The sequence below is a fragment of the Microtetraspora fusca genome (genome assembly GCF_001570365.1).
In the GTDB taxonomy this organism is placed as follows: Bacteria; Actinomycetota; Actinomycetes; order Streptosporangiales; family Streptosporangiaceae; genus Microtetraspora; species Microtetraspora fusca.
In genome coordinates, this window is record NZ_BBYK01000073.1 from 42,470 (window position 1) to 60,279 (window position 17,810).

Here is a 17,810-nt window from a genome sequence, read left to right on the forward strand (position 1 = left end):
ACTCAGTCCTTCATTCCGGTGGCGGCGATGCCCTGGACGATGTAGCGCTGCGCGAACAGGAAGACCGCGACCAGCGGGAGGATCGTGACGACGGCGCCGGCGAAGAGCGCGGGAAGGTTGATCGACTGCGAGGTCAGGAACGTGGACAGCGCGATCTGGGCGGTCCACGACTCCGGGTCCTGACCGATGACGAGCGGCCAGAGGAAGGCGTTCCAGCTCTCGATGAACGACAGCGTGCCCAGCGAGGCGAGCAGGGCGCCCGAGTTGGGCAGCGCGAGCCGCCAGTACACGCCCAGATGGCCCAGGCCGTCCAGGCGGCCCGCCTCCTCGATCTCCTGCGGGAACTTCAGGTAGAAGTTGCGGAACAGCAGCACCGAGAACGCGTTGAACAGGCCGGGCACGATGACACCCCACAGGGTGTCGACCCCGCCCATCGCGCTGACCAGAACGAAGGTGGGCACGAACGTGGCCGAGGTGGGGATCATCAGGGTCACGACGATGAAGGACATGACCACGCCACGGCCGGGCACCGAGATGCGGGCCAGGGCGTAGCCGGCCATCGAGCCGAGCAGGGGGGAGACCGGCGCGGTGACGATCGCGATGACGAAGGAGTTCCCGAGCGCGCCCGCCATCGGCACCGACGGGTCGTCGAACAGGTCCGTGAAGCCCTGCAGGGTGAACGGGTCGGGCAGCCAGTGCCAGTTCGAGTCGGTGACCTGTGTTCCGGTCATCAGCGCGGCGCGCAGCATGAAGTAGAAAGGCGCCAGGAACAGCACGGCGGCGATGCCGACGACCAGATAGGTCAGGACCGTCGCCGGAGTCCTGCGCGTGGTCTTGCGCATGGTCAGTCCTTCCGGCCGAATCCGACGAGGCGTCCCTGCAGCAGGGTCACCAGGACGATCAACAGGGTCAGCAGGAACGCCCCGGCCGAGCCGACGCCGTAGTCCTGGCCCTTGAGCGCGGTGTCGTACAGGAACACCAGCGGCGGCCGTACGGGGGCGGTGGAGTTGCCGGTGGTGGTCATGAACACGTTGTAGAACTCGTCGAACGCCTGGAACGCGGCGATGAGGATCAGCATGAGGATCGCCACCGACGTGTTGCGCAGCATCGGCAGGGTGATGTGCCGGAACTGCGCCCACCGGGACGCGCCGTCCAGGGAGGCCGCCTCGTACAGGTGGACCGGGATGGCCTGGAGGCCCGCCAGGAACAGGATCATGTAGAGGCCGACCTGAAGCCACAGGCGCACTGTGATGATCACGATCCAGTACAGGGGCGGGTCGGTGCTGGCGATCCAGGACTGGACGTCCCAGCCGAACAGCCCGCCGATGGTGTTGGCGACGCCGGACGGCAAGCCGTTGAACAGGCTCATCTTCCAGATCAGCGCGGCGACGACATAGGAGACGGCGGCCGGGATGAGGAAGCTGGTGCGGAAGAAGGCCCGGCCGCGGCGCATCCCGTGCAGCAGCACGGCGAGCCCGAGCGATAGGCCGAACGTCACCGGCACGATGAAGATCGTGAACAGGATGATTCCGGTCATCGAGGACCGGAACGCCTCGTCCTTGAGCAGGAACGTGTAGTTGTCGAAGCCGATCCAGGATCCGAGATCGACGGTGCCGCGGGCCTCGCTGAAACTGAGCAGGAAGCTCCAGCCGATGGCGACGTATTTGAACAGGCCGAGGCCGAGGACCGTGGGCGCGGTCAGCACGGCGAACGCGCCGACGGCCCTCCAGTCGGTCCGCCGCCCGCGGCGGCCGGGCCGGACCCCGGCCGGGTGGGCGGCGGTGGCCGCCTGCCCGGTCGTGGCGGTGTCTGACATGCTCAGGCCAGCTGCTTGCCGAGCTCGGCCTGGGCCTTCGCCGCGGCTTCGTCGAGTAGCGACTTGGCGTCGCCGCCGCTCTTGGCGATCTTCAGGACGGCCTGCGCGAACGCGGAGTCCATCGTGGTGTTCCACAGGTTCGGGTAGGCCCTGCTGGTGTTCGCCAGGATGTCGGCGGCGTCCTTCGCCGGGCCCGAGCTGAACTCGGTGGTCTGCGCCGCGACGCTCTTGCGCGACGGGACGTGGAACCCGTAGCTGACGCACCAGTCCTTCTGCAGGTCCGTCTGCTTGATCCAGAGCCACTCGATGAACTTCTTGGCCTCTTCGGCGTGCTTGCCCTTGGCGTTCACGGCCGCGAACCAGCCGCCGATGCGGGAGACCGCCTGACCCGTGTCGCCGAACTTCGGCCACGCGACGACGCCGAAGTCGTCACCGAGCGCCTTCTTGATGGCGGGCAGGGCCCACAGACCGCACCACTGCATGGCGGCGGCGCCCTGGATGAACGCGCCCGGGTCGTACCAGTCGGTGGTGAAGTCCAGCAGCAGCGACCTGTCGTCGTGCAACTGCTTGAGTCCGGAGATCGCGGCGACGCCCTCGGGCGAGTTGAAGACGACCTTCTTGCCCTCGGGGTCGAGCAGGTCGCCGCCGCCCGACCACAGCAACAGGTACGCCGCGTTGCCGATGCCGTCGGAGCCGACGAACAGGCCCTTCTGCTCCCGGCTGGTGAGCTTCTTGGCGGCGGCGGCCAGATCGGCGAAAGTCTGCGGCGCGGCGATCCCGGCCTTCTCCAGGACGCTCTTGCGGTAGTACAGGACCATCGCGTCGTCCATCATCTTCAGGCCGTAAAGCTTGCCGTCGGCCGTGGCGGAGTCCAGCGACGCCTTGGAGTACTCGGCCTCCTGCCCCTTGATGATGTCGTCGAGCGGAGCGAGCAGGCCGTTCTTGACGTCGACGTACTGGAAGTCGCCGATCTCGAACAGGTCGGGCGCCTGCGGGGTGAGCAGCGTCGAGTGGAGCTTCGCGGAATAGTCGCCCGCGATCCAGTTGACCTTGATGGCGACGTCCGGGTTGGCCTTGGTGTACTCCTTGGCGTACCGGATCACCGCCTGCTGGGTGCCGGCCTCGCCGTAGGCGTGGTACCACTGTTCCAGCGTGACCTTGGCGCCGGCCTTGACGGCGTCGTCCTTGCCGCACGCGGCGAGCGCCATGCCGCCGACGAAGAGGAGCGATCCGCCCAGGAAGGCGCGGCGGGATGTCAGGGAAGTGCTCATTTGGGGGGTCCTTTCTGAGGGGCCGAGCCGCCCGCCGGCCCATGGCGCGGGCCGGTGTTCCCGGAGATGGTGCTGGGGAGTGCCTGACGGATGCGTCGCGAGGCGGAGGAGGAGGGGAGCGGAGCCTTCGCCCGACATTTCCGGGCCATATGGAAACTCCGAGCCGGCGAGGTGTCTCGTCGACGGGGAGACGATGTCGCGAGGCGCCGTCCGGGCCGCGCGGCAGTGCGTGGTCGGTCAGCCGGGTGTACTGACCATGGACTGGACGGCGACGGTCGCCGCGCCGCGCGCCCATTCCTCGAACGGCAGCGGGCGGATGGTCAGGCCGCACCGCCCCGCGCTGCCGTAGGCCTGGGCGGAGAACGCCTCGCGGATCGACTCCTCGAACAGGTCGTAGGCGTCGAGTCCTTCGCCGGATACCACGAGGCTTTCCGGGCCGAGGAGGTTCGCCACCACGGCCAGGCCGAGGCCGATGGCCCGGCCGGCGATGGCGAAGACCTTGCGGAGGACCTGGTCGCCCGAGCGGGCCAGATCGACCGCCTGGTCGATGGTGAGATCGTCCACGCCGGTCACGCGGCGCGCCTCGGTGAGCAGTGCCTGGGTGGAGGCCAGCGCTTCGAGGCAGCCGGTCGCGCCGCAGTGGCACCGCGGTCCGTCGACGCCGATCGGCACATGGCCGATCTCCCCGGACACGCCGAAGGCGCCGGAGACGAGACCGCCGTTGACGACGAACGCGCTGCCTATGCCGGTGCCGACGGTGACCAGGGCGAAGGAGGACGCGCCGACGCCTTCACCGAACCAGTGCTCGGCGACGGCGAGGGCCTTGACGTCGTTCTCCAGCGTCGTGGTCAGCCCGGTCGCCTCATCCAGCAGCGCGGCGAGCGGAACGTCTCGCCAGCCGAGGAAGGGGGAGTAGCGCACGGTGCCGGTGTCGCGGTCGACGTCGCCGGAGATGGCGACACCGAGCCGATGGGCCCGCTCTCGGAAGTCGGGGTGCTCGTCCAAGAGCTCCGCCGTGAGCGCGGCGATGGCCGCGACCACGTCGGCGGGTTCCATGGGAGAGGCGGAGGCGTCGGTCCGCACGTCGAATCCGGGCACCGGGCGGTGCTTGGAGATCACGATCCGGGAGCCGAGATCGGTCACCACACCGATGAGGTCATCACCGGTGATCTTGATTCCGACGAAGTACTCACGTTCCGGCGCGATCGCCAGCGGACTGGCGGGCCTGCCCGCGCCGGGCGCCGTCCGCTCGGTGGGTGCGAGTTCCCGCAGGTAGCCCGCCTCGATCAGGGGACGGGCGGCTTTGGTCACGGCCGCAGATGAGAGGCCTGTGAGCCGACAGACGTCGACCCGGCTCGCCGGGCCCCGGGTGAGGACGGTGGTGAAGACCGCTGCGGCGGCGGGGCTGGAGACGGGTGCCCCGGAGCCCTGGCTTCTCGGCATGCGGGTTACCGTAGGGTGAACTAATTAACTTCGTCAAGAATTTAATTTGGGGTGGCCGGGGATCTACACTTCCCGACCGTCGCCGACCCTCGCGAGGAGCGCCCCACTGTGATCGAGTTCGACCCCCGCCACCGGATCTGGCTGCTCAGCACGCCCACCATGGCGTACGCGCTGCGGCTGGACGAGGACGGCACTCCCCGGCACGTGCACTGGGGGCGCCCCCTGACGTTGGAGCAGGCGGCGGCCGTACCGCCCTTCCGCGACCCGGCGGACAGCAGCTTCGAGTACCCGCGGGCGGACGGGGCGGAGTTTCCTGTCGCCGGGTTCGGGCCGCCCGCTCTCCAGGTCCGCTTCCCGGGCGGAGGGCAGGAGATCGAGTGGCGCTGTGACGGTCACACGGTCGAGGGCGGTCATCTGACGATCCGGCTGCACGACCGGTGCCGTCCGCTCGCGGCCGAGTTGCACTACCGGGTGCATGAGGACGGCGATGTGCTGGAGCGGTGGACCGTACTGCGGCACACAGGGGGTGACGTGCCCCTGGAAGTGCTGCGCGTGGACTCGGCCGCGTGGAGCGTTCCCCATCTGGCGGGCTATCGGCTGAGCCATGTGACCGGGGCGTGGGGCAGTGAGTTCCGGCTGCGCCGCGAGGCTCTCCCAGGAGGGGAGACCGTTCTGACGAGCAGACGAGGCGTATCGGGGCATCACGCCAATCCATGGCTCATGATCGACGACGGTGGGGCCGGCGAGGAACACGGGGAGGTGTGGAGCACCGCGCTGGCCTGGAGCGGGAGCTGGCGGATCACGCTGCACCGTTCACCCGCCGAGCGCCTGCGCTGGAGCGGCGGGTTCGGCCATGACGGGGTCACCTGGCGGCTGGAGCAGGGCGAGTCGCTGGAGACGCCGGTTTTCGCGGGCCTGTACCGCCCCGACGGATTCGGCGGCACGAGCCGGTCCTGGCACGCGTACATCGCGCGGCACGTGCTGCCCGCCGGGTCCGAGCTGCGCCCGGTGGTCTACAACTCATGGGAGGCGACCGGCTGGGCGGTGACGGAGGAGGGGCAGAAGGGGCTCGCTGTCCTTGCGGCCGAGGTCGGCGCGGAGATGTTCGTCATGGACGACGGCTGGTTCGGCGCGCGCGACAGCGACGAGGCCGGGCTCGGTGACTGGCTGCCGAACCCCGGCAAGTTCCCCACGGGGCTGGACGGGCTGATCGCCGAGGTGCACCGGCTCGGCATGCGGTTCGGGATCTGGGTGGAGCCGGAGATGGTCAACCCCGACAGCGACCTCTACCGCGCCCATCCCGACTGGGTGCTGCACGAGCCGGACCGGCGCCGCACGCTGCTGCGCAACCAACTCGTGCTCGACTTCGGGCGGCCCGAGGTGGCCTCATGGGCGCACGACTGGCTGGACCGGCTGGTGGGCGAACATGGGATCGACTTCCTCAAATGGGACATGAACCGGGCTCTCACCGAGGTGGGGCGGCCCGGGGCCGGCGATCCGGGCCGGCCGTGGATCGACCATGTGCGTGGTGTGTACGAGGTGATGGACCGGCTGCGCGCCGACCATCCCCGGCTGCGGATCGAGGCGTGCGCGGGCGGTGGCGGCCGGGTGGACCTCGGTGTGCTGCGCCGCACCGACGAGGCGTGGACCTCCGACAACACCGACGCCGCCGACCGGATCGCGATCCAGCACGGGTTCGGGCAGATCTATCCCGCCCGGACGATGGCGGCGTGGGTGACCGACAGCCCGAACTTCCTGACCGGCCGGGATCTGCCGCTGCGGTTCCGTTTCCATGTGGCGATGGCCGGGGTGCTGGGCGTCGGCGGCGACCTGTCGCGCTGGAGCGCCGCCGAGCGCGGGGAGGCGGCGGAGCTCGTCGCGCTCTACAAGGAGATCCGTCCGGTCGTGCAGCACGGCGTCCACTACCGGCTGGGGGAGCCGCCGCTGACAGGTGTGCAGTATGTCGCGGACGGCCGGGTCGTCGTGCTCGCCTGGCGGCTGTCGTCCCCCTTCGGAGCCCCGCCCGCGCCTCTGCGGTTGCGCGCCCTGGACCCGGACGCCCGCTATCGCGACGACGACACCGGCGCCGTCCATCACGGGGCCGTCCTGCTGGCTCATGGCCTCCCGCTTGAGCTGCCGGGCCGCAGCCACGCCAGCGTCCTCGTCCGCCTGACCCGTGTCGAGTGAGAGTTGACCGTCTCCCGGGATCGGCCGCACTCCACCGGAGTGGAGTCGGCCCCAGAGCGCGGTGTCGGCGGCAAGCGTTCATTTCCGCAGGCGATCCCTTGGACTCGATCGTCTAGCGGTGTGCCGTCAGGGTGTAGGCGCCCCGGGCGCAGCCAATGATGCGCCAGCCGCCCGGTGTCTGCCGGGCGGCGACGCCCGTGAGTCCGGCACTACGGACGACCGGCCGGGCACCGCCGGGGAACCAGACGTCGAGGCCGCACCCGGCGCCCTCGCCCTGTGCCGTGAGGCTCGCCTGGTCCGACGTGAGGCCGGTCAGGCGGCCGGGGGCGGAACGGGGGTAGGGGCGCGAGAGTTCGGCAACGTATTCGGGGGGCGGGGGCAGGTACTTCCCGGTGGCACAGTCCTCGATCATGAGGTTGCCGCCGGTCTTGGATTCGGCTCCGGCGTGGGCGTCGCCGCAGGACTGCTTCCAGACCCAGAACGCGCCGCCGATTCGGTGCCGATCCTCGTGGTCGGTGTATCTCTTGATCGGGGCCGAGGCGGCGTCGCCGAACCACCCCCACTCTCCCGACCAGAGCCCCGCGCCGTAGTACGCCGCCGCCCGGCTCGCCAGGTCGAAGCCGCGCTCGATGCTCGTGATGGTGACGCCGGTGCCCTGGTCGATGGTGATCGACTCGTTGTAGAGGTGAGGGGCGAAGACGAGCAACCGGTCGTCGGTGAAGTCCTTGGGCACCGAGACCTCGAAGCCCAGACCCGACCAGAGCACGGACGGCTCGAAGAAGATCAGGTGCGGGAAGCCGCGCTTCTCGCCCGCCCTGATGGCCTTGATCGCTCGATCGTAGTAGCGGCCGAGCAGCACGCCGGAGGTGATCGGCGGGGCCTCGCCGAAGCCGGGCTCGTTCAGCAGGTCGTATCCGGCGACCATGGGCTCGCTCGCGAACCGCTCCGCCAGCATGCCCCAGGCGGCGACCAGGCGGGTCTGGATGCCATCCCTGTCCTGGTAGAAGTTGGTGAAGGCGCGGGCGACGGCGGGAGAGATATCGCGTCCGGTGAACTCGCACTTGGGGGCGCCGTCGAAGCGGTCGGCCCAGGTGGGGGCGCCGTCCCAACCGTGCATCGGGGAACCGTTCTCGCAGGTGGTGCCGGGGGCGGCGTTGACGCCCTTGCCCCAGGCGTCCTGGTGCATGTCGATGACCGTGTGCAGGCCATGCTTGGCCGCGGTCTCGACGGCCCAGGAGATCCTGGCGAGGTAGGCCGGGTCGTAGTGGCCCGGCTGGGGTTCCAGGGCTGACCAGGACAGGGCGAGGCGGATGACGTTGAAGCCCATCTGCTCCATGCCGACGAAGTCGGCCTCGGTGAGCGGTCGCGTCACCGCCTTGTCCGGAAATTCCTGGAAATAGTCTTCGAGCTGGTTGACGTTCACGCCGCGCAGCAGCACCTCATTGCCGTCGGCGTCGACGATCCTGCGGTCGGCTGAGAGCGTCAGGCCCTTGGTGTGTGGTGGCTGCGCGGTGGCGGTTCCGGGTTGCGGGAGCGGTATGGCGAGCGCCGCCGCGCCCACGACAGCCGCCATCCAAATCGCCGCAGAAATGGTGAAGCCCGTACGCGCAGGGACCAGGGCGGTTCTTCGCGCCGGGAGGGTGGCGGGGAGGAGGGCGACGAGGGCTGCCGTCGCGAAGGCGAGGAGGGCGCCGAAGGAAAGCGCGGGGGCGAGGCGAAGCATGATCGCCGGTGCCCAGAACGTGTCGCCGCCCGCCAGGTCGCCGGGAAGCCCGATGGCCGCCTGGACCAGGCCCAGCGTCGCGGCCGCTCCCAGCGCGGAGATCCCGGCCACGACGGCCCGCGGCGAGGTGGTGGTACCGAGCCGGCGGTTCAGTGCCCAGGTCGTAACGCCCAGCAGGGCGACGGCGGCGAGGCGGCCCAGCGGTCCCGCCTCGGGCGCCGGGGCCAGCGGGGAGTCGCCGATCGCATACCCGACGGGTGAGCCGCCCCACCACACTCCACCTACCAACGCACCCAAGACCACGGCCACCCCCGCCGCAACCCACCCCGGCCCCGAAACCGGCGGGAAGAACGACGCCGGGGCCGCCGCAGGTCCGGTGCCCGACCCTGGGGAGGTCGAACTCGAAGGGGGTGGGGTGAGGCGGCGGCGTAGGAGCTGCGTGAGCCAGGTGGCCGCCAGGACCGGCAGGCCGAAGATCGCCGCCTTGACGCCGGTGAAGCCGGTCGACCACGCCAGGTAGACCACATCGCCGAAGGCCATCACCAGCGACATCATCAGCTTGGCCGCCATCGCCGACCACACCACCGCGCCCCACACCAGAAGTGCCGCACGCAGCGGGGCGCCCTCGCGTGCGACCACCCACGCCAGCGCCCCAACTCCCGCGAGCAGCAGCGGCACATAGACGGCCGGCGCGGCCACCTGCCACAGCCCGGCGACAGGTAACAGGTCGGCGCCCGTCCACGTGTACGGCGCGGCCAGCCCCGACGGGTCGAAAGCCGCCCCCAGCACGATGACGGCGGCCAGCATCACAACGGCGATCGGCGACAGCCAGCGGTTCCTCATAGCGTCAGCGACCATATATGAGCATTGCTCACATATGAAGAGTCGGATCCGTAACAATGCGGAAGGCCGTGTACCGCTTCAAAAGTCGGTCTGCGAGCACCACCGGAGGGCGGGGGTCAAGCGGCGCCACCAGCCCCGCTCATCATGCGCGGCGCCTCCTGGACCGAGGGCCTGGAGTTCGCCGAGCGCCGCTGGGCTGCGGCGATGAAGAAGGTGTGATGAGGAGCCGCCGACCGTGAGCGTCGAGGCAGCCGACCAGTGGGATCGAGATGCTGGCTTCGTCGCTTTCGTCGGCGGCTGGGTCACTGAGTGACAAACTGAGCGACAACGCCTGCGGATGACTATGGACGCCGACGGACTATCAGGGATCGTTTTCCCAGCTCAGAGCCGCTTTAGTGCCGCCCTGGTCGGCCGGCTAGGTTGCCTGGGGGTCAATGGGGCGCAGGTTCAAATCCTGTCTGCGACGTGACGGCGCTGGTGGTGGCGGCCGAAAATTGGCGTTCTGCCCGAGACAACATCCAGCGGGGTGACGCCGGCGGCACCCTCAGGCCGCACGTTGAGCGGCTGGTTGATGCGGGCGAGTGGGGGTTCTGGCGGGACTGAGGACGTGGCCGGAACCGCCCGCCGCTTGATCGTTTTGCCGTACGCTCCGGGGATGCCGATGTCCGTCTCGCCGGCCGCTTCCCCGCCGCCCCGATTCGCGTGTGCGGCCGTCGCACGCGTGGTGATCTGTGCGCTCGCCTTGATACTGCTGGTGTCCGCGTGCGGCCTCGGCGGACGTATGTCGCCGGGTGAGTTCCAGGACCGCGCCCGTGAGGTGGTGGAGCGCTGGCACGGGTCCAAGGACGACCTGGCGTGGCGGACCGGCTTCGTCCCGCTGGAGGGACCCGACATCCCGCCGCCGTTGCAGCGGATCCCGGACTGGGCGCCTCTGAGCGTGCACAACGGCGCGTGGGCCCTCGATGTCACGCTCTCCGGCAAAGCGCCGCGCGGCGCGCAACTGAGCTGGCCGGACGGCTCCACGCTGACGGTTCCGCTGGTCGCGGCGGCGACGACGTACGCCGAGCTGAGCAGGCCCGCCGACTTCATCGATGAGGAGTGTCCGCCGGGCGGCTGCACCACCCTGCATGTCACCGGAGCCGAGCTGGGCGACGCGCCCTTGCGTACCGGCCGGGGGACGATCCGGGTGCCCGTCTGGTACTTCACGGTGAAGGGGGTCAGGGAGAGGTTCGGGTGGATGGCGGTCGATCCGTCCGCGATCGCTTCGCGCCCGGTCCAACGGGATGGCGAGTACGAGGAGGTGATGGCCTACGGCCTCGACCCGGTGAGACCGCGGGACCTTCTCCTCCAGTACGGCCACGGCCGGTGCGAAGAGATCCACGGTGCACGCGCCTATGAGACCGACGATCTGGTGGTGGTCGACGTGGATCTCGAAGACAGCGGCGGGCCCTGCACGCTGGAGCTCATCGAAGCCCGGACGACGGTCACGCTCGCCAGACCCCTGGGCGACCGGCTCCTGTTGGACTCGGGTACCGGCCTGCCGGTGCTGAACGAGACGTTGCGGCGTTGAACGCGATGTTTTGATCTACATCGTAAAGGCGCGGGCGTGTGTCACATGAAGCGCCGGGCGGGCGACCGGATCTCCGCCGGCGTGGCGCGGATCTCGTCTTCGAGGGCGATCCGCGTTCTGGCCTCCGCCAGCTTCTGCTCCAGGGCCTGGCGGCGCGGGTTGGGGACCATCTGGTCCTGGGGCTGACTCATACGTCCCTCTGTCGATAGGGGGTACGCCGGGCTGATCAATTGGACATTATGGGACCTAGCGCAAGTCAGCCAGCGTTCTGGAGGACTTCATGGCACGTCTCGTACGGCTTGGCGTCACGGCTTGCGTGGGGGCGTTGCTGGCGGTGTCCGGCTGCGGCGACAGGGGCCCGACCGCCGCCCAGGCGGGCGAGACGCTCAAGCGCCACATCACCGAGCTGATGAAGGAACGCCATGCTCTCGACGTCAAAGTCACCGATCCTGGCGGCCACGACATTCCCTGCGGTGAGGGCAAGGCCAGACGAACCTTCGCCGCAACTGCCCGGGACGCCGCGCCGGAGCGTCAGCCGGGCATGCTCAACACTCTTCTCCTGGGCACTCTCTCTCAGGTCGCCCGCTACCAGATCATCGAAGATCATGATCAGTCTCCGATCCGGCTTGCCAACGAGGAATATCGGACGGTACTCGTCCTGGACTCGCAGGCCGGGGGGCGATACAAGGTCCGGGGCGAAACCGAGTGTCTCCCGACCTCATGAGCCGGAGGGGCAGTCACGCCAGCCCGGCGGTCGCGATGCGGAGCGACGATGACGAGGTCGTATGCGGGGAGAGCGGCGTCAGCTGTCGTAGGCCATGGCGCGTTCTTTGCCGCGCGTGCCGCCGCCCGAACAGGTCGGCATTGACCTTGTCGGCGGGCGTGTAATCGTCATCGGCGCGCTCGTTGAGCTGCTTGATGAACTCCTTCAGCTTGGACTGGTCCTTGGTGTACGGCCCGACGGCCTTCTCGATGGCGATTCTCGCGGCGGCGGGATTGTTACTCAGAGCCTGGATGACCCCGATGCCGGCCTTTCGCGGATCGGTCAGCCCTCCTCGTGCCGCGATCGCGCCGGCAAGCCAGCCGGTGGGGAACTTTCCGGCGGAGAGGAGCAGAGCCGCGCCTACGCGTTCGTCCCAGTCGTCGGAGGAGGACTGGACCTTGTCCCGGATCTTCGCGAACCCGGGAACGGCCGAACCTCCGGTGACCGCGGTGCCGAAGGCTTCGCTGAGGATGCGGAGCAGTCTCTCGTCGGGCCTGATCGGATCGTCGGTCATGAGGCCCTGGTACTGCCGCCGCAGGGTCGAGGGGAGTGCCAGAGTGCCCTTCGTGCCCAGGGCCGCGAAGAAGGCGGCGGTGAAGTCGGGGCGACTTGCCGACGACGCCGCCGTGATCGCTGTCCGGCGCGCCCACGGCGACTGATCGTTCCCGGCCGCTTTCGAGCGCGATTCCGGCGCGGTGCCCGCCGCCCACAGGCTTGGATCAACCGTTCGACGTGCTCGCTGTGCCGTTGGGCGGCAACCGACGTCCACTCGTCGAACCGAGTACCTCCGGGCCCTATGGGACCTCCCTTTCGTGGTCATGATCCGAGGACTGCCACAAATCGTTCGACGATGCGTAAAGCAGGAGGAAAGTCCTAATGCCCCCCGCCCCGATTTCTCCCGATGCACCCGTCCCCGCTCCGGCGTTCCGTCCGTCCCGCCGCGCCGTCTTAGCCGGCGGCGCCGGAGCCGCCCTTGCCGCCGCGCTCATCCCCACCACCCCCAGGCGCGCCCGGGCCGACGATGCCCGCGACGGCGGCAACACCTCCGTCGCTTCCGGCACCGACTTCGCCGTCGCACCCTCACCCGACGGCCGCATGCTCGCTCTCGACATGCTCGGCGTCCTATGGATCTGCTCCGCATCCGGCGGCACCGCCCGCCGGCTCACCAGCGACCTGTACGACATCGCCCAGCCCGACTGGTCCCCGGACGGGTCCACCATCGTGTTCCAGTCGTACCGGGATGGTGTCTTCAACCTGTGGACGATCCGTCCCGACGGGTCCGCTGTCACCCAGCTGACCACCGGCCCGTTCGACCACCGCGAGCCCCGCTACAGCCCGGACGGGCGCACCGTCGCCTACTCATCCGATGCCGGCGGCAGCTACGGCATCCACCTGCTCGACGTCGCCACCGGCGCCACCCGCGTCCTGGCCGACACCCCCGAGGAGGAGTACGAGCCGGCCTGGTCACCCGACGGGACCAAAGTCGCATTCGTCGTCGCCGACACCAAGGTCGACGTCGTCGACGTGGCCACCGGCGCCCGCAGCACCGCAGTCACCGTCCCCGCCGGTCAGGTCATCCACCAGCCGTCCTGGATGCCGAACGGAACCGACATCGCCTACCATCTCTTCCACGACGGCGTGAACGACCTGGCCAGCACCGCGGGCGCGCTCGTCACCGGCGAGGAGGTCTTCCCGTTCCGAGCCCGGTTCACCTCGGATGGACGCTACTTCTACACCTCCGCCGGCACCATCCGGACCCGCCACCTCGGCTCCACATCCGCCGGCACGGTCGGCTTCACGGCCGCACTGACCGCGACCACCCCGAAGTACAAGAAGAGCGTCCGTGTGTTCGACGCGCCCGGATCGTTCCCAGTCGTCGGCATCGGCAGCCCGACCGTGTCCCCGGACGGGTCCACCATCGCGTTCCGCGCCCTCAATGACATCTACACGATGCGGATCGGGGACAAGCCGATCCCGCTGTTCCGCGACCGATGGTGGAAGGCCGACCCGGACTTCTCCCCGGACGGGCAGCGACTGGCATTCGTCACCGACCGCACCGGCACCCTCAACATCTGGGTCCGCGACCTGGCCACCGGCACCGACCGGCAGCTGACCCACCTGACCGACTCCGCCGCCCTGTCGGTCCGGTGGTCACCGGACGGGAAGGAGATGGCCTACCTGGACCAAGACGGAGCGCTTTGGGTCCTCGACGTCGCCACCGGCGACATCCAGAAGGTCTTCGACGCAACCTTCGAGCCTGGCCGGCCGACCTGGTCACCCGATGGCAAGACGATCGCCTTGGCCGCGGTGGTGCCGTACTCACGACGCTACCGCGAAGGTCTGTCCAAGATCCTTCTCGTCGACCGCGCCACCGGTGCCGGCACCTACGTCGACCCGGCCCCGCACCGGTCCCTGCAAACCCGTGGCGACGACGGGCCCGTCTGGTCACCGGACGGCACCATGCTCGCCTTCGCCATGGAGTCGCTTCTGTGGGTCCTGCCGGTCGACAAGACTGGACGACCCACCGGCCCCGCCCGTCAGGTCACCCGAGAGCTGTCCGACGCCCCGACCTGGGCCGGCGACTCCGCCACCCTGCTCTACCTGAACGGCGGGCGGCTGAAGACCGTCCGCGTCGACGGCAAGTCCGGCCGCTCCGTCCCGGTCCAGCTGACCTGGCGCAACGACCCCGGACCCGACCAGGTCGTCATCCACGCCGGCCGCATGTGGGACGGCGTCTCCGCGGCCGTCGCCCGCGACGTCGACATCATCGTGCGCGGCCAGCGCATCACCGCGGTCGAGCCGCACCGGGACGGACGGCCCGGCACCCTGATCGACGCCGGCGACAAGTTCGTCATGCCCGGCCTGATCGACATCCACCACCACCGCGAGATGCAGGGGTACGCCTATGGGTCCCGGCAGGGGCCGCTCTGGCTCGCCCTCGGCATCACAACGACCCGCTCACCCGGCTCGCCCGCCTATCACATGGTCGAGGAGCGCGAGTCGGTCCAGTCCGGCGCCCGGCTCGCACCGCGCTACCTGGGCACCGGTGAGGCCGTCGACGGGCCGCGCATCTACTACAACTTCATGCGCCCGACGTTCTCCCATGACCAGCTGCGGCTCGAGCTCGAGCGGGCCGCCAGCCTCGACTACGACTTGATGAAGTGCTACGTGCGGCTGCCGGTCGTCTGGCACAAGGAGGTCATCGACTGGGCCCACCGTAACGGCAAACCGGTCACGTCCCACTACCACTATCCGGCGATCGCGATGGGCGGCGACCAAACCGAGCATGTCGGCGCGACCAACCGATTCGGCTACTCACGCACTGTCACCAATGTCGGCTCCGCCTATTCCGACGTCATCTCCATGTTCAACACGTCGAAGATGGCCCGAACCCCTACCCTGTTCGGCTCCAGCACCCTCTACAAGGAGGACACCTCCCTGGTCACTGACGAACGGGTTCGTCGGCTCTACCCGAACTGGCGGATGGCCAAGCTCCAGGCGTCGGTCACCTCCGCGCAGACCACCGACCAGACCGCGGCCCGGGAGAACCTGGCCAACCAAGTCGCGCAGCTCGTGGCGATGGTCCGCGGCGGCGGCGTGGTCACCGCCGGCACCGACGCACCGATCGATCACCTCGCGGTCAGCCTGCACATGAACATGCGGGCCATGGTCAAGTACGGCCTGACCCCGCTGGAGACGCTCACCACCGCGACCAGTACGTCCGGGGCGTATCTCGGCCTGCCGCTGGGCAGGATCGGCAAGGGCATGTACGCCGACCTGGCCATCGTCGACGGCGATCCGCTATCCCGCATCGAGGACACCGCGAACGTCACCGGCGTCGTCGTCGGCGGGAGGCACCACACGGTCGAGCAACTGCTCGCGCCGTACCCGTCCTCCACGGCCACCGACCAAGCTGCGCCCCTTGCCCCTGCACCCCGCGGCAAGGTCAAGGCCCGCGTGCCCGCCCACCCGAGCACCGCGGGCTTCTGGTGGAACAACCCCGCCGAGCTGGAGAGGGCCCGCGTGTCCTGCGACCACGACCACTAGGTCGTCCCGAGGGTTCGGTGCGGGCTCCACGTCCGCACCGGACCCGATCGGGCATCGCTTCAATCGCTTCCACCACCACCTGGCCGAGATGCAATGGGCGGTGTACGAGGTACAGAGGGCGTTCCGCCGTAGCAGGGACGACCCCATGTAGGCCGCCAACGCCGTCCGCTCCATCGAACGCCTCAGCACCGGCGACCGCACCACGCCCTCGCCCCGCTCGACGCGTTCGCTGCCAGCGCGGCGGCAACGGCCCATCCCGTTGTAGGCCGACCACGCGGGCCGAGCCCGGAGAACGATCACAACTGACGACGGCACGATGGCAGGCGGTTCCGTCAACCAGGCGGCCTTGGAGCAGGCATCAGGCTCTGACGGCGCGCCCGGGCAGGGCGGTCGGCAGCAGACGCTCGTCACGGGCGAGGGCGGCCACGGCGAGGAACTCGGAGGGGTCGATGCGAGGCGCGTAGCCGACGGGGATGCAGACCGGTCTCGGGGTTGATGACCCGGCCACGGGCGAGGACCAGATCGTATGTCGTCACGCGAACTCCTTCGTTCCGAGGCTGAACTGTTCAGGGCGCTGGGGCACGATCAACGCGATCAGCGCGCCGAGGATGGTGGTGGCGATGAGCAGGCCGAAAGCGGCGTTGTAGGAGAACTTGTCGACCAGGAAGCCCATGAGGACGGGGGCGAGGACTCCGGCGATCTGGCCGCCGACGTTGACGACGCTCATGCCGGATCCGATGACGGCGGGTGGCAGGGCGCGCACGGGCATGCCGAGGATGCCCATCGAGGAAAGGCCCGCCACACCCATGGCGAGGGTTTGGTAGACGGTGAACCCGACAGCGGAGTCGGCCATCAGCATGAGCACCAGGAGCACGGCGGTGACCAGGAGCAGGGGGATGACGTAGAGCCGGGCCCTGTCGTGGAAGAAGCGGTCGAACAGCCAGCCGCCGAGGAAGACGGTCGCGCACATGACCAGGCCGGGGATGGCGGACATGACACCGGTGTTGATGAGGGAGATGCCGCGCTCCTCCAGCAGGTAGCTGGGCACCCAAGTGATCAAGCCGTAGCCGAGCATGTTGGTGGCGCAGAAGAGGGCGGCGAACTTCCAGACCGACGGCGAGCGCATAACGGTGCCGAGGCCGAGCCCCTTGTCGTGAACGATGTCGGAGCCGTTGAGGTGAGCGGGCAGCGCCCTGGGCAGCAGCTTCCAGAGCAGAACGCCGATGGCGACGCCGGCGGCGGCGGTGACCCAGAAGGTGTGGCGCCAGCCGAGGGCGAGGATGAGCGGCGCGACGATGAGCGGGGCGACGCCGGCACCGAGCTGGTTGGACGCGAGCATGGCACCGGCGGCGGTGGCGCGGACGGCGGGGGTGGTGCGTTCCGCGATGGCCTTGAAGGACGCGCCGGGGAAGAGGCCCTGGCCGACGCCGAAGAGGGCACGGATGACGAGGAGGGATGCCAGGCCCCAGGCGATACCGGTGAGGGCGGTGAAGACCGACCAGAGCAGCAGGGAGACCATGAGTTGGCGTCGGGCGCCGAACCTGTCGGCGAGGATGCCGCCCGGTATCTGGCACAGCAGATAGACCAGGGAAAAGGCGGTGATCAGCCAGCCCTGCTCGGTCTTGGTGAGCGCGAAGTCCTCGCCGATGAACGGCAACGCGACGGCCATCATCACTCGATCGACGTAGTCGATCACCCAGACACCCATGAGCAGACCGACGGTGACGGTCGCCGTCCTGCGTATCTGCGCGGGCGCCAGAGCGAGGGTGTCTTCGGCGAGTCCCATTCACAGGCCTCCGGAGCTTTCAAACCAATGTTCTGGCAACCCTCCATCACGTCACCCGGGAGTGCTTCGTGCGGGGACACGAAGTCGGGGCCGCCGGCGGTGCACCTGCACCAAGACCTGTCCACCGGCGTTGCTGACCGGGACCGCAGGCGCCTTCGATCTTCTGACGTTTCCGTTCCGCCAGGTCACACGCTCTCGTGAACAGGCCAGGAAGACTGACGGACATGGCCGAGTAGTGCGCGATGACCCCCATGGCCGCGCGTGATGCTCAGATGTAAAGGGGCGGCAGGTTCAAAAGTCCTGCCCAGCGACATCGGACATGCTGATCCCGCAGAGCGGGGAGTCAGGGATGGCCGCTGGA

Annotated in this window: 13 protein-coding genes; 4 read left to right on the forward strand and 9 right to left on the reverse strand. The window is 69.2% G+C overall.

Features of this window, described 5'->3' with window-relative positions; translation table 11 throughout:
- Nucleotides 1-2 precede the first annotated feature (2 nt).
- From AWQ68_RS34560 to AWQ68_RS34575, 4 genes are all read right to left on the reverse strand, one after another.
- Nucleotides 3-842 carry a carbohydrate ABC transporter permease gene (locus tag AWQ68_RS34560; protein WP_066949042.1) on the reverse strand — a complete coding sequence of 280 codons (840 nt, stop codon included), beginning with the start codon at nt 840-842 and terminating at the stop codon, nt 3-5.
- A 2-nt stretch (nt 843-844) separates the two neighbouring features.
- Entirely contained in the window at nt 845-1,816 is a 972-nt protein-coding gene (locus AWQ68_RS34565; RefSeq protein ID WP_066949045.1) for a carbohydrate ABC transporter permease, read from the reverse strand.
- Between the two features lie 2 nt (nt 1,817-1,818).
- A complete protein-coding gene (locus AWQ68_RS34570; protein ID WP_084464725.1) occupies nt 1,819-3,087 on the reverse strand; it encodes an ABC transporter substrate-binding protein in 1,269 nt (422 codons plus the stop codon).
- A 237-nt stretch (nt 3,088-3,324) separates the two neighbouring features.
- A complete protein-coding gene (locus AWQ68_RS34575; protein WP_066949048.1) occupies nt 3,325-4,530 on the reverse strand; it encodes an ROK family protein in 1,206 nt (401 codons plus the stop codon).
- Nucleotides 4,531-4,638: 108 nt separating this feature from the next.
- On the opposite strand from AWQ68_RS34575, the gene AWQ68_RS34580 reads away from it, so the two are divergent.
- On the forward strand, nt 4,639-6,717 hold the full coding sequence (locus AWQ68_RS34580) for an alpha-galactosidase (protein ID WP_218007161.1): 2,079 nt from the start codon (nt 4,639-4,641) through the stop codon (nt 6,715-6,717).
- A 112-nt stretch (nt 6,718-6,829) separates the two neighbouring features.
- On the opposite strand, the gene AWQ68_RS41595 is transcribed toward AWQ68_RS34580, so the two are convergent.
- Nucleotides 6,830-9,283: a cellulase family glycosylhydrolase gene (locus AWQ68_RS41595; RefSeq protein ID WP_157546178.1), complete on the reverse strand. Its 2,454-nt coding sequence runs from the start codon at nt 9,281-9,283 to the stop codon at nt 6,830-6,832.
- Between the two features lie 655 nt (nt 9,284-9,938).
- On the opposite strand from AWQ68_RS41595, the gene AWQ68_RS34590 reads away from it, so the two are divergent.
- A complete protein-coding gene (locus tag AWQ68_RS34590) occupies nt 9,939-10,853 on the forward strand; it encodes a hypothetical protein (protein WP_066949051.1) in 915 nt (304 codons plus the stop codon).
- Nucleotides 10,854-10,894: 41 nt separating this feature from the next.
- Here the strand turns inward: AWQ68_RS34590 and AWQ68_RS43065 are convergent, their stop codons facing one another.
- Nucleotides 10,895-11,044 (reverse strand): hypothetical protein, encoded by a 150-nt coding sequence (locus tag AWQ68_RS43065; protein WP_157546181.1) that lies wholly within the window; start codon nt 11,042-11,044, stop codon nt 10,895-10,897.
- A gap of 89 nt (nt 11,045-11,133) precedes the next feature.
- Here AWQ68_RS43065 and AWQ68_RS34595 point away from each other — a divergent pair, with 89 nt between their 5' ends.
- Entirely contained in the window at nt 11,134-11,577 is a 444-nt protein-coding gene (locus AWQ68_RS34595; protein ID WP_066949054.1) for a hypothetical protein, read from the forward strand.
- Nucleotides 11,578-11,590: 13 nt separating this feature from the next.
- On the opposite strand, the gene AWQ68_RS34600 is transcribed toward AWQ68_RS34595, so the two are convergent.
- Nucleotides 11,591-12,130 (reverse strand): hypothetical protein, encoded by a 540-nt coding sequence (locus AWQ68_RS34600; protein WP_066949057.1) that lies wholly within the window; start codon nt 12,128-12,130, stop codon nt 11,591-11,593.
- A gap of 362 nt (nt 12,131-12,492) precedes the next feature.
- Between AWQ68_RS34600 and AWQ68_RS34605 the strand changes: the two genes are divergently transcribed.
- Entirely contained in the window at nt 12,493-15,663 is a 3,171-nt protein-coding gene (locus AWQ68_RS34605; protein ID WP_066949060.1) for an amidohydrolase family protein, read from the forward strand.
- A gap of 358 nt (nt 15,664-16,021) precedes the next feature.
- Here the strand turns inward: AWQ68_RS34605 and AWQ68_RS43070 are convergent, their stop codons facing one another.
- Entirely contained in the window at nt 16,022-16,171 is a 150-nt protein-coding gene (locus AWQ68_RS43070) for a hypothetical protein (protein ID WP_157546184.1), read from the reverse strand.
- A gap of 24 nt (nt 16,172-16,195) precedes the next feature.
- Complete coding sequence (locus AWQ68_RS34610) at nt 16,196-17,449, reverse strand: MFS transporter (RefSeq protein ID WP_066949066.1); 1,254 nt, start codon at nt 17,447-17,449, stop codon at nt 16,196-16,198.
- Between the last annotated feature and the right edge of the window lie 361 nt (nt 17,450-17,810).